Annotated in this window: 13 protein-coding genes; 7 read left to right on the forward strand and 6 right to left on the reverse strand. The window is 71.3% G+C overall.

Annotation, left to right across the window (positions count from 1 at the left end; translation table 11 throughout):
* Positions 1 to 7: 7 nt before the first annotated feature.
* The 5 genes from ybeY to ACWCRJ_RS19800 all read left to right on the forward strand — a co-directional run bounded on the left by ybeY (position 8) and on the right by ACWCRJ_RS19800 (position 3,447).
* A complete protein-coding gene (gene ybeY / locus ACWCRJ_RS19780) occupies positions 8 to 505 on the forward strand; it encodes an rRNA maturation RNase YbeY (protein ID WP_450940466.1) in 498 nt (165 codons plus the stop codon).
* Positions 502 to 1,809: a hemolysin family protein gene (locus ACWCRJ_RS19785; protein ID WP_450940467.1), complete on the forward strand. Its 1,308-nt coding sequence runs from the start codon at positions 502 to 504 to the stop codon at positions 1,807 to 1,809. The genes ybeY and ACWCRJ_RS19785 overlap by 4 nt, the downstream gene beginning before the upstream one ends.
* Positions 1,806 to 2,165, forward strand: coding sequence for an MmcQ/YjbR family DNA-binding protein (locus ACWCRJ_RS19790; RefSeq protein WP_450940468.1), 360 nt, complete (start codon positions 1,806 to 1,808; stop codon positions 2,163 to 2,165). The genes ACWCRJ_RS19785 and ACWCRJ_RS19790 overlap by 4 nt, the downstream gene beginning before the upstream one ends.
* A gap of 49 nt (positions 2,166 to 2,214) precedes the next feature.
* Complete coding sequence (locus ACWCRJ_RS19795; RefSeq protein ID WP_046915109.1) at positions 2,215 to 2,568, forward strand: cytidine deaminase; 354 nt, start codon at positions 2,215 to 2,217, stop codon at positions 2,566 to 2,568.
* Between the two features lie 402 nt (positions 2,569 to 2,970).
* The gene (locus ACWCRJ_RS19800; protein ID WP_450940469.1) at positions 2,971 to 3,447 is read left to right on the forward strand and encodes a hypothetical protein; all 477 of its coding nucleotides are present in this window, start codon (positions 2,971 to 2,973) and stop codon (positions 3,445 to 3,447) included.
* A gap of 82 nt (positions 3,448 to 3,529) precedes the next feature.
* Here the strand turns inward: ACWCRJ_RS19800 and ACWCRJ_RS19805 are convergent, their stop codons facing one another.
* A complete protein-coding gene (locus tag ACWCRJ_RS19805) occupies positions 3,530 to 3,868 on the reverse strand; it encodes a P-II family nitrogen regulator (protein WP_046915108.1) in 339 nt (112 codons plus the stop codon).
* The gene (locus ACWCRJ_RS19810) at positions 3,865 to 5,226 is read right to left on the reverse strand and encodes an ammonium transporter (protein ID WP_450940470.1); all 1,362 of its coding nucleotides are present in this window, start codon (positions 5,224 to 5,226) and stop codon (positions 3,865 to 3,867) included. The genes ACWCRJ_RS19805 and ACWCRJ_RS19810 overlap by 4 nt, the downstream gene beginning before the upstream one ends.
* A 154-nt stretch (positions 5,227 to 5,380) precedes the next feature.
* On the opposite strand from ACWCRJ_RS19810, the gene era reads away from it, so the two are divergent.
* Complete coding sequence (gene era / locus ACWCRJ_RS19815; RefSeq protein ID WP_450940471.1) at positions 5,381 to 6,343, forward strand: GTPase Era; 963 nt, start codon at positions 5,381 to 5,383, stop codon at positions 6,341 to 6,343.
* 82 nt (positions 6,344 to 6,425) lie between these two features.
* Entirely contained in the window at positions 6,426 to 7,136 is a 711-nt protein-coding gene (locus ACWCRJ_RS19820; protein ID WP_450940472.1) for a bleomycin resistance protein, read from the forward strand.
* Between the two features lie 69 nt (positions 7,137 to 7,205).
* Here the strand turns inward: ACWCRJ_RS19820 and ACWCRJ_RS19825 are convergent, their stop codons facing one another.
* From ACWCRJ_RS19825 to ACWCRJ_RS19840, 4 genes are all read right to left on the reverse strand, one after another.
* Positions 7,206 to 9,146 (reverse strand): protein-arginine deiminase domain-containing protein, encoded by a 1,941-nt coding sequence (locus ACWCRJ_RS19825; RefSeq protein WP_450940473.1) that lies wholly within the window; start codon positions 9,144 to 9,146, stop codon positions 7,206 to 7,208.
* A 240-nt stretch (positions 9,147 to 9,386) separates the two neighbouring features.
* Positions 9,387 to 10,640, reverse strand: coding sequence for an MFS transporter (locus ACWCRJ_RS19830; protein ID WP_450940474.1), 1,254 nt, complete (start codon positions 10,638 to 10,640; stop codon positions 9,387 to 9,389).
* The gene (locus ACWCRJ_RS19835; RefSeq protein ID WP_450940475.1) at positions 10,637 to 11,971 is read right to left on the reverse strand and encodes a GH1 family beta-glucosidase; all 1,335 of its coding nucleotides are present in this window, start codon (positions 11,969 to 11,971) and stop codon (positions 10,637 to 10,639) included. Before ACWCRJ_RS19835 ends, ACWCRJ_RS19830 begins: the two co-directional genes overlap by 4 nt.
* An 88-nt stretch (positions 11,972 to 12,059) precedes the next feature.
* Positions 12,060 to 12,326, reverse strand: coding sequence for a protealysin inhibitor emfourin (locus tag ACWCRJ_RS19840; RefSeq protein WP_450940476.1), 267 nt, complete (start codon positions 12,324 to 12,326; stop codon positions 12,060 to 12,062).
* Positions 12,327 to 12,415: the final 89 nt, after the last annotated feature.

Here is a 12,415-nt window from a genome sequence, read left to right on the forward strand (position 1 = left end):
CGCGACCATGTCGATCGACGTCAACAACGAGTCCGGAACCGAGGTCGACGAGCAGGCGATCCTCGACATCGCCCGCTACGCGCTGACACGGATGCGCATCCACCCCCTCTCCGAGCTGTCGGTGATCGTGGTGGACGCGGACGCCATGGAGCAGCTGCACATCCAGTGGATGGACCTCCCCGGTCCGACCGATGTCATGTCCTTCCCGATGGACGAGCTGCGTCCGCCGTCGAAGGACGACGACGAGCCGCCGCAGGGCCTGCTCGGAGACATCGTGCTGTGCCCCGAGGTCGCCGAGAGACAGGGCAGGGAAGCGGACACGCAGCACTCCATGGACGAGGAGCTCCAGCTCCTCACCGTCCACGGGGTGCTGCACCTGCTGGGCTACGACCACGAGGAGCCCGACGAGAAGGCCGAGATGTTCGGCCTGCAAGCCGCCATCGTGGACGGCTGGCGCGCGGAGAAGGGCTTCACCGGCCCCTCCCCGGCGCCGACCGTGTCATGAGCGCGACTCTCATCGCGGGTGCCGTCGCCCTGGTGGTCGTCGCCTGGCTCGCCGCCTGTGCGGAGGCGGGCCTCGCGCGCGTCTCCAGCTTCCGTGCCGAGGAGGCCGTACGGTCCGGGCGGCGCGGCAGCGCGAAGCTCGCCCAGATCTCGGCCGACCCGACCCGCTATCTGAACCTCGCGCTGCTGGTGCGGGTGGCCTGTGAGATGGCCGCCGCCGCGCTGGTCACGTACGCCTGTCTGCAGGCGTTCGACAAGACCTGGCAGTCCCTGGCCGTCGCCATCGGGGTGATGGTCCTCGTCAGCTATGTGGCCGTCGGGGTCTCGCCCCGCACCATCGGCCGCCAGCACCCCATGAACACGGCCACCGCGGCGGCGTACGTGCTGCTGCCGCTGGCCCGGGTCCTGGGTCCCATCCCCTCGCTCCTCATCCTCATCGGCAACGCGCTGACGCCCGGCAAGGGCTTCCGGCGCGGCCCGTTCGCCTCCGAGGCCGAACTGCGCGCGCTGGTCGACCTGGCCGAGAAGGAGTCACTGATCGAGGCGGAGGAGCGCCGCATGGTGCACTCGGTCTTCGAGCTGGGCGACACCCTCGTCCGCGAGGTGATGGTCCCGCGCACCGACCTGGTCGCCATCGAGCGCTACAAGACCATCCGTCAGGCCCTCACCCTCGCCCTGCGCTCGGGCTTCTCACGCATACCGGTCACCGGTGAGAACGAGGACGACATCGTCGGGATCGTGTACCTGAAGGACCTGGCCCGCAAGACGCACATCAGCCGGGACGCCGAGAGCGAACTGGTGTCCACGGCCATGCGCCCCGCCGTCTTCGTCCCCGACACGAAGAACGCCGGCGACCTGCTCCGCGAGATGCAGCAGGAGCGCAACCACGTCGCCGTCGTCATCGACGAGTACGGCGGCACCGCCGGGATCGTCACCATCGAGGACATCCTGGAGGAGATCGTCGGCGAGATCACCGACGAGTACGACCGCGAACTCCCGCCCGTCGAGGACCTCGGCGAGGACCGCTACCGCGTCACCGCCCGCCTGGACATCACCGACCTCGGGGAGCTGTACGGCCTGGAGGCCTACGACGACGAGGACGTGGAGACCGTGGGCGGCCTCCTCGCCAAGGCCCTGGGCCGTGTCCCCATCGCCGGTGCCTCCTCGGTCGTCGCCCTGCCGGACGAGCGCGAACTGCGCCTCACGGCGGAGGCCGCGGCCGGCCGCCGGAACAAGATCGTCACGGTGCTGGTGGAGCCGATCGGTCCCGCCGAGGTGCCGGAGGGGGAGAAGAAGTCCGAGTGACCCCACAGGAGTTGCGTACGTTCTGCCTCTCCTTCGGCGAGGCCGTCGAGGACTTCCCCTTCCGTCCGGAGATCTCCGTCTTCAAGGTGCTCGGCAAGATGTTCGCCCTCAGCTGGACGGACCAGCGTCCCCTCAAGGTCAACCTCAAGTGCGACCCCGAGGACGCGGTCCGGCTCCGCACCGAACACCCCGGCCTCATCGCCCCCGGCTATCACATGAACAAACGCCACTGGAACACCGTGACCCTCGACGGCGACCTGCCCGACCACCTCGCCAGGGAACTGATCGAGGACTCGTACGACCTGGTGGTGGCGGGCCTGCCCCGGGCGCAGCGGCTCCGTCTCGACCGGCCCTGAACGCACCCCGTGGCGTGGTGGGCGGCCCCGGTCTCCGTATGCTCGGCTCATGACCGACAGCAGCGCGCTCGACCCCGAGGACCGCAAGATCGTGACCCTGGCCCGTTCCGCGCGGGCCCGCAACGCCGTGCCCGAGGGGGCGGCCGTCCGCGACGAGACGGGCCGTACCTATGTCGCCGGGACCGTGGCCCTCGACTCCCTGCGGCTGAGCGCGCTGCGCACGGCCGTCGCCATGGCGGTGGCCTCCGGCGCCACGTCCCTGGAGGCGGCGGCCGTGGTGACCGCCGCCGACACCGTCTCCGACGAGGACCGGGCCGCCGTACGGGACCTCGGCGGCCCGAAGACGCCGGTGCTCCTGGCGGGGCCGGACGGGTCGGTGCGCACGACGCTGACGGCGGGCTGAGCACGGGCCCGGGGCCGCCCGCCCTAGCGTGTTACGGCCGGTAACAGCCCGCCGAGCTGCGGGAAAACTCATGCGCGGGCGAGTGGACACCGGGCCCGGCCATCGGCGAAACCGCGCGGGGCGGGACAGAACGGCCCACTCTCGCGGCCCGACGGGCCGGTCGGCCGTTGCCGTCGGCGAACGGGTTCGGCCACTTTCGCCGGCCCCGGCACAACCGGCGGACCGTCTCTTGCAATCTTGGGCCGCTCGCGTCTCAATGGAGCCGTTCTCCTGGCGGACCGTCATATTCCGCCGCGCGGCCGCGCATTGCACCTCCCCCACATGGCAACGCCCGTACCGGGATGTACGGGGCTCCCCCATGCCCCCGTGCGCCATCCCGTACCAGGGAAGGGAATTCGCTCGATGAGACGCATACGACTCGGAGCCGCCTCGGCGCTCGTGGCGGGGACGCTGGCCGTCACCGGCCTCGCGCTCGCCCCCACCGCCGTGGCCGTCACCCCTGACGTCGCGACGATCAACGCCAGCTGCACGATCGGCGGTTCCGGGGTGGCCACGCTCACGGCCACGCAGGACGGCACCTCCGCGACCGTCACCGTCACCTCCGAGGAGATCACCGCTCCGATCGCCCTCGCAGAGGACTCCATCCAGTCCACGCTCACCCTGGTGAACGCGAGCGGCGGCACCGTCGCCTTCACCGGCACCGAGAACCCGGCGCTGGCCGCCGGGGACGGCGTGGAGGTCGGGCCTCTGACCGGCACCGTCGCTCCCGGAGACTCGCTGGAGGCCTTCGGCGGCTCGCTGCAGATGGTGATCTTCGGATTCCCGGTGACGTGCACCGCCGGCGCGGCACAGTCGCCGGGGCCGTTCGTTTTCGACTGAACCGCCGCACGCACCTGAATCACGGGTGAGGGGTGGTGCCGCCCGCCGGCGGCACCACCCCTTCACCCGCTGTTCCGCCCGCTCAGAGCGCGTCGGGACCCCGCTCGCCCGTCCGCACGCGTACGACCGTCTCCACCGGCAGCGCCCACACCTTGCCGTCGCCGATCTTCCCGGTGTGGGCGGCCTTCACGATCGCGTCGATCACGGCGTCCGAGTCGGCGTCCTCGACGACGATCTCGATCCGGACCTTGGGGACGAGGTCCACCTGGTACTCGGCACCCCGGTACACCTCGGTGTGACCGCGCTGCCGGCCGTAGCCGCTGGCCTCACTGACGGTCAGACCGTGTACGCCCATCTCCTGCAGGGCGGTCTTGACCGCGTCGAGGCGGTACGGCTTGACGATCGCGGTGATGAGCTTCATGCCTTGGCCTTCTGGGTGGAGGACGGGGAGGACGTCGAGGACGATGACGAGACGGACGCGCCGACCGGGGCGCCGTGCCCCAGGACGCCGTGATCGTATGCCGTCTCGGCGTGCACCGTAAGGTCGAGGCCGGTGTGCTCGTGCTCCTCCTCCGCGCGGAATCCCAGCACCTTGTCGATCAGCTTCCCGATGCCGTACGTGACGAGGAAGGCGTACGCCCCGACGGCGGCCACGGCCGCCAACTGCCTGCCGAGCTGGGCGAGTCCGCCGCCGTGGAGCAGGCCCTCGGGTCCGCCGGTCATCGACTCCACGGCGAAGACGCCGATCAGGACCGTGCCGACGACCCCGCCGACCAGGTGGACGCCGACGACGTCGAGGGAGTCGTCGTAGTTCAGCCGGAACTTCCAGCCCACCGCGTAGGAACAGACGACGCCCGCGGCCAGGCCGATGACGAGTGCGCCGAGCAGGGAGACCGAGCCGCAGGACGGGGTGATGGCGACGAGACCGGCGACCGCGCCGGAGGCCGCGCCCAGCGTCGTCGGGTGGCCGTCGCGCTTCTGCTCCACGAAGAGCCAGCCGAGCAGGCCGGTGCAGCCGGCGGCCAGGGTGTTGAGGAACGCGGCGGCGGCCAGACCGTTGGCGCCGAGCGCGGAGCCGGCGTTGAAGCCGAACCAGCCGAACCAGAGCAGGCCCGCGCCCAGCATGACCATCGGCAGGTTGTGCGGTCGCATCGCGTCCTTCCTGAACCCGAGCCGCGGTCCGAGGACCAGGCACAGCGCCAGGCCGGAGGCGCCGGAGGTGACCTCGACCGGCAGGCCGCCCGCGAAGTCGAGGGCGCCGAGGCCGTCGAGGATCCAGCCGCCAGGCCCCCACACCCAGTGGGCGACCGGAACGTATACGAGCAGCGTCCACACCGGCACGAAGACCAGCCAGGCCCCGAACTTCGCCCGGTCCGCGATCGCGCCGCTGATCAGCGCGGCCGTGATGACCGCGAAGGTGAGCTGGAAGGTGGCGAAGAGGAGGGTCGGGACGGTGCCGTGGACGTCGGTGGGGCCGAGGTCGGCCATGCCGAGGTGGTCGAGACCGCCGATGAGACCGCCGAAGGCGTCGTCCCCGAAGGCGAGCGAATACCCGGCGGCCAGCCACACGACGGTGACCAGGGCGATCGACACGAAGCTCATCATCAGCATGTTGAGGACGCTCTTCGTCCTGACCATGCCGCCGTAGAAGAGGGCCAGGCCGGGGGTCATCAGCAGGACGAGGGCCGTGGCGGCGAGCAGCCAGGCGGTGTCGCCGGTGTCGATGGCTGGCGCGGCGATCGGCGCGGCGAGTGGCGCGGCGAGGGTCACGGTCGGCACGGCCTTTCTCTGGCGGGGCGGGGGCTCGTCAGAGGGTGATCGGCGTGCGTTTCCGGACGCGTACAGGTGTGTTTCGGTGACGTTTCGTTGCGTGGGGGTTTCGGAAAGCTCACCATCGGTGCCGGGTACGGCGGGGCTCCGTGGATCAGGGAGAATGGGCGCCATGAGCGTCCGTACCCAGTCATCCGAGCAGCCGGCCGAGGCCGCCCACCGCGCCGGCTTCGCCTGCTTCGTGGGCCGCCCCAACGCGGGCAAGTCCACCCTCACGAACGCTCTGGTCGGCCAGAAGGTGGCGATCACGGCGGACCAGCCGCAGACCACGCGGCACACCGTACGGGGCATCGTGCACCGGCCGGACGCCCAGCTGATCCTGGTCGACACCCCCGGTCTCCACAAGCCGCGCACGCTGCTGGGCGAGCGCCTCAACGACGTGGTCCGCGCGACGTGGGCCGAGGTCGACGTGATCGGCTTCTGTCTGCCCGCGAACGAGAAGCTCGGCCCGGGTGACCGCTTCATCGCGAAGGAGCTGGCGTCCATCAAGAAGACGCCGAAGATCGCGATCGTCACCAAGACCGACCTCGTCGAGAGCAAGCAGCTCGCCGAGCAGCTGATCGCCATCGACCAGCTCGGCAAGGAGCTGGGCTTCGAGTGGGCCGAGATCGTGCCCGTCTCGGCGGTCGCCGACAAGCAGGTGGACCTGCTGGCCGACCTGCTCGTCCCCCTCCTCCCGGAGGGGCCCGCGCTCTACCCCGAGGGCGACCTCACCGACGAGCCCGAGCAGGTCATGATCGCCGAGCTGATCCGCGAGGCGGCCCTGGAGGGCGTCCGCGACGAGCTGCCGCACTCCATCGCCGTCGTCGTCGAGGAGATGCTGCCCCGCGAGGACCGTCCCGCCGACCGCCCCCTCCTGGACATCCACGCCTTCGTCTACATCGAGCGCCCCAGCCAGAAGGGCATCGTCATCGGCCCCAAGGGCAAGCGCCTGAAGGAGGTCGGCATCAAGTCCCGCAAGCAGATCGAGGCGCTGCTCGGCACTCCGGTCTTCCTGGACCTTCATGTGAAGGTGGCCAAGGACTGGCAGCGGGACCCTCGTCAGCTGCGCAAGCTGGGGTTCTGACGAGGAGCGGGTCCGGGGGCGCCGTGTTCGCATCGGCGCCCTCTCGTTTACAGCACTGGTCAAGTTTGACTAGAGTGGAGTGATGGGCGAGAAGACGATCCCGATCCTTCCCTGCCGGACACTCCAGCCCGTGCTGGACTTCTACGAGGCCCTCGGCTTCGAGGTGACCTTTCGACAGCGCAGCCCCAACCCGTACGCGGCGGTCGAGCGGGGTGACATCGAACTCCAGTTCTTCGGGCTGAAGGCGTTCGAGCCCACCCGGTCCTTCAGCACGTGCTACGTGATCACGGACGACGTCGACGGCCTCTACACGGCCTTCAGATCCGGGCTCAAGGAGACCTACGGACGGATACCGACACGAGGACTGCCGCGGCTCGGACCGCTGAAGGACATGTCGTACGGCATGCGGCAGTTCCTGCTGACCGACCCGGGCGGCAACTGCGTACGCGTCGGACAGCCCACGAGCGCGGACCAGAGCCACCGGCCCGCCCCGAAGGAGACCTTCGCGCGGGCCCTGCATCACGCGTCCCTGCTGGCCGACTCGAAGGACGATCCGGCGGGCGCGGCGAAGGTGGTCGACCGGGTGCTGGCGACGGCTCAGAAGCCCGCGGAGCCCCTGCTGCTGCGGCTGCTCGTGCTGCGGGCCGACATCGCCGTCCGGCTCGGCGACGAGGAGACGGCGACCGCCGCGCTCACCCGGGCCGAGGCGGTGCCCCTCACCGCCGCGCAGCGGGAGACGGCCCACGACGCCCTGCTGCGGCTGGCGGACCTGCGGGGCCGGGAGCCGGTGTGAAAGGAGCCGCCGCCCCGGTTCTCCGGGGCGGCGGCGTTCCTCTTGTGCGCGGTCAGGCGGCGGTGTGCGTCAGCGCGTCCACCAGGCCGCCGAGGTGTTCCGCAGGGTGTTCGTACCGCAGTGGATCTCACCCATGCCGAGGTGGTACGTCTCCCAGTCGTCGAGGTACGACACCTTCATGCCGGCGCTCGCGTACGCGGCGGTCACCGCCTCGGTGAAGATGTCCTTGCCGCCGATGACGGGACCCCACTGGCGCGGCGCCAGGTAGTGGGTGCGGCTGAGGACGATGCCGTTGACGGCGCCCGGGACGTAGGCGCTGGTCATGACGGAGGGCGCCGGGGCCGCCGGGGAGGCCGCCGCCGAGCTGTCGGGCGTCAGGCCGCCCTGGTCGGCCCGCGGGTCGTCGAGCCGGCGCTGCTGGCCGTACTCCCGCGCCGCGTCCGGGAGTTCGGTGCCGGCGCCGAGGCGGGTCAGCCGGGGGAGACGGATCTTCTCGTCGCCGCCCGACTGCGACTCGCCGACCATCTCCCGGCCCCGGGTGTAGAGGGCGGGGACGCGGACGATCTCGGCGTCCGTGACGCCCGTCTCGCGCTTGAGCACCGCGAGGTTGGCCTCGATGCGGCGCGTGGCGAGGTTGTTGTCGGAGACCAGGTGCTTGGAGCCGAGGGCCTCCGAGATGCTTTCCCAGGGGACGCCCGGGAGGGAGAACATCGACGTCGAGCCGTGGCCCGCGGCCTTCGCGTCGCGCAGCAGCTTGAGCCCGGCCTCGGGGTCGGCGATCGCGAGCTTCCAGCCGCGCGGGGTGTCGGCGGGCAGGAACTGCACGAACTCGTCGACGTGGCCCACGTGCAGCCAGGACGTGTCGAGGAACAGCGGGTCCTGCAGCCCCTGCGACTTCAGGAACGTCCGCATCACCTTCGCCGGCTTGGAGCCGGTGTCCGGGCGCTGACCCATGATGATGCGGCCCGCCGGGAACGAGCGGTCGCCCTGCGCGTACGGCGGAATGGTCTCCAGGTTGCCCATGGAGTTGAGCGTCCACTCCTCCGACTCCTTGGCGCCCGTCACCTGCACGGCGCCGATGTTCGGGCCGCGCATCTTCTCGAACAGCTCCCGGCCCGACTCCCGGTCCAGCTGGGCGGAGCGCAGCATCACGCGCATGGCCTGCCGCTTGCCGTTCGTGCCGGTCATGCTGACGTAGGCGGGCTCGACGAAGTCCTGCGCCCAGATGTCGCCGTACTTGGTGAAGTTCACCGTCGGCTGGGTGATGCCGGCGCTCTTGGCCGCCTTGTCCAGGCCCTCGCGGAAGGCGCGGTTGAGCTTTCCGTAGTTGCCACCGGAGATCTTGGTGACCAGCAGCTGCTGGGCGTTCTGCAGGTGGTGGTGGGTCAGGAGCGGGGCGACGCGCAGGGTGACGGAGTCGGCGGTGGTGCCCTTGGAGGACTTCACGGTCAGCCGGACCCGGGCCGTCCCGTCCCACTTCGCGGTGTCCCGGATGACGTCACGGGCCTCGACGCCGAACTCGACGCCCGCCTTCAGCTCGGCCCGCGAGAGCCGAGTCCTGTCCGTGACGAGCTCCCACTTCGTGCCCCGCTTGACGAACACCCGGGCCTGCTTGGCGCCCGCCGTGACCTTCACACTGCCCTGCGCCCCGGCGGGGAGGCTCGCCATCGGTACGGACCGCACGCGGGCCAGGTCGGCGGCGTCGGCCGTGCCGTTCACCTTCGTGTCGGAGGCGTCGTTGCAGGCGGCCAGCTTGGCGTCCGAGAGGGGCTTGCCCTTCGGGCCGGTCACCGGGCAGCGCTTGGTGTCGTCGTCGATGTTGGGCAGCATCAGCGCGCCCCGGGCGACGGTCCAGCCGTTCTCGCCGGCGGTGTCGGTGGTGCCGGTGACGTCGACCGTCCCGTCCCGGTTCGTGTCCACGCGCAGATCGGTCGGGGGCGCCCCGGCCGCGAACGCCGAGGGCGCCGCCAGCGAGGGCGTCGCGAGCAGTGTGCCGGACACCGCCAGCACGGCTATCGCCTGCCGTGCGGGGCGGGTTCGGAATGGTCTGGTTGAACGCGTAGGCACAGTGCGTCCCTTCGGCGGCGAGCGTGGTCAGCACTGAAGACGGGGGAAAGGGCGGATCCGTTGTCTGTGCACCGGCTGTGAAACGCGTGATCTTGCGCACTCCGCCGGAGTGAGCGGCCGCACTCCGCCGAAGCGAGCGGCCGCACTCCGCCGGCCCGGTCTGCCGTACCCCACCCGCGAGCCCTACTCCACCGCGCGGATCCGGCCCACGAACACCGCCCCCGCCAGCCCGATCACCGCCGCCACCAGATACAGCGCCCGGTAGCCGCCGAGATGGGTCACGATCGGCGCGGCCAGGACCGGGGCGGCCACCTGGGGCAGGGAGTTGGCCACGTTGATGACGCCCAGGTCCTTGCCCCGGTCGAGGGCCTTCGGCAGGACGTCGGTCATGAGGGCGAAGTCGACCGAGGTGAACACCCCGAAGCCCAGGCCGAGGAGGGCCGCGGCGACGATCGTGCCGGGCCAGGTCGGCCACAGGGCGATGATGCCGGTCGCGGCCGCCATCACCAACCCCGACCAGTACACGAACGGCTTGCGCCGCCCGACCCGGTCCGACCACACCCCGGAGACCACCACCGTCGCCAGCAGCGTCGAGGCGTTCACCACCGTGAGGATCAGCACGCCCTCCTCCGGGTCGGGATACCCGACGCGGTCCCGCAGATAGAACAGCAGGTAGAGCAGGCCGATGCTGTTGCTCAGATTGATCAGGAAGCGCGTCAGCCACGCCCACGCGAAGTCCGGGTGGCGCCGCGGGCTCAGCCAGAAGCCGCCAAGGAACCCCCGCCACGACCACGGCGGGCGGACCGTCGCCGGCAACCGCGCATCCCGGTGCCCCAGCACGTACGGCAACACGCCCACCAGGGTGAACACCGCGCACGCCGCGTACCCGGCGCCGACACCCCCGCCCAGCGTCGCCAGCCCGGTGCCGCCGACCACGCCGAGGATCTGCGCCGCCCCCAACCAGCCGCCCACCGCGCCTCGTTGAAGCCGGGGCACCCGGTCCGGGACCGCCGCCGTGACCGCCGCCCAGGACGCGTTCAGGGTCAGCTGCACCAGACACCAGCCGGCCGCCACGGTCCACAGCCCGCCCGCGCCCGCGAGCAGCAGCAGCGACACCGCCCCTCCCGCCGACCCCACGACGATCCAGGGCGTACGGCGGCCCCAGCGGGACGTCGTCCGGTCCGACAGCGCCCCGAACAGCGGGGTGGCCAGCAGCGAGACGACCGCCCCGGCGCCGGTCACCCACGCCAGCATGGACTCCTTCGACATGCCCGCGCCGGGCGCGAACTCCTCCGCCTGGGAGGCCAGCAGGATCTGCAGCGGGCCGTACCAGCCCACCCAGATCGCCCCGTTGGCCAGCGCCAGGGCGGAGGTCCAGCCCCCGCCGACCCTCTCGACGGGCTCGGCGAGGGCCTCCGTCGGCCGTGTCGTGGTCATCTTCCGCCCTGGGCCCGCAGCAGGTCCCGGTACCAGGCGTACGAGGCCTTCGGGGTCCGCTCCAGCGTCTCGAAGTCCACGTGGACCAGGCCGAACCGGCGTGCGTATCCCTCGGCCCACTCGAAGTTGTCGAGCAGGGACCACACGAAGTAGCCGCGGACGTCGACGCCCGCCTCGGCCGCCTCGTGCAGCGCGCGCACATGCCCGTCGAGGTAGGCGATGCGCTCCTGGTCGTCGAGGCCCTCGTAGGAGCAGCCGTTCTCGGTGATGACGATCGGGGGCAGCCGGTCGCCGTAGCGGTCGTGGAAGGTGGTGAGGAGTTCGGTGAGGCCCCCGGGGACGACCGGCCAGCCGAAGTCGGTCGTCGGGGCGCCCTCGATCTCCTTGACCGTGAACGGGAGTTCGGCCGGGATCGTGATGCCGCCGAACTCGATGTCCGCGCCCTCGGGCGCCCCGACCCGGGTCGGGGCGTAGTAGTTGACGCCGTACCAGTCCAGGGGCTCGGAGATGACCTTCAGGTCGGCCGAGATGTCCGTGCCCGGCATCAACTCCCCGATCCCCTCCGGGTATTCACCGAGGATGATCGGCTCGGCGAAGAGGCGGTTGAGGAGCAGGTCGTAGAAGCCCGCCGCCTCGACGTCCGCCTGCTCCTGCGAGGCCGCCCAGGTCGGCCCGTGCGAGTTGGCGATGCCGATGTCCGTGACACCGGCCGCGCGCAGGGCCCGTACGGCCAGGCCGTGGCCCAGCAGCTGGTGGTGGGCGGCCGGGAGCGCGTCGAACATCAGCTGCTTGCCCGGCGCGTGGGTGCCGAGGGCGTGGCCCAGCAGGGTGTGCTCGGCGGGCTCGTTGATGGTGATCCACTTGGTGACGCGGTCGCCGAGCCGGGCGGCCACGACGGAGGCGTACTCGGCGAACCGCTCGGCGGTGTCCCGGTTCAGCCAGCCGCCCGCCTCCTCCAGCGACGAGGGCAGGTCCCAGTGGAAGAGGGTGGGCACCGGCCGCACGCCCGCGCCGGCCAGCTCGTCCACCAGGCGGTCGTAGAAGTCCAGGCCGCCCGGGGAGTTCACCCGGGTCCAGGAGACCGAGAAGCGGTACGCGCCCACGCCCAGGTCGCGCAGGAGGGCCACGTCCTGCGGGTACCGGTGGAAGTGGTCGCAGGCCACCTCCGCCGTCGAGCCGTCCTTGACGTGCCCGGCCTCGGCCGTGAAGGCGTCCCACACGGACGGCTCGCGCTCGGCCGCGGCCCCCTCGATCTGGTGCGCGGAGGTCGAGACGCCCCACAGGAAGTCCGCGGGGAACTGGGGTATCGGGTTCGTCGGGTTCGTCGCCATGGGCGGATCATCCGTACCACTGGTAACGGAAGTCAACGCCCGAGGGTGAAGTGCCCGTTACGCGCCCCCGGCGCCCCTCCTGGGCTGCTCACGCACCCTCTTTGAGCACCCTCCTGATCAGCTCCCGCTGCTCCTGTGTCAGCCCGGGGTCCGCGCAGTACGCCGTCCTGGCGTCCACCGTGATCTCGTAGCGGAAGCCGTCCGGCACCCCGAGCGGCGGCGAGCCCCGGTCGGCCGCGAGCGCGCACTCGGCCAGGGCCCGCCACTCCTCCGCGTCGGGCCGTCCGGCGGTGTCCACCACCGCGTGCCGCTCGATGCCCGCGAAACCGCCCGTGCGCCGCACTTCGATACGCATGGGTCATGTCTAGTACGGATCGGGGCCGGACCGCAGCACCGCGTCCTCCGGCGCACCGGGTCCCCCGATGCGCCGAGTCCTCCGATCCC

It is taken from the genome of Streptomyces sp. NPDC002324 (genome assembly GCF_053593335.1).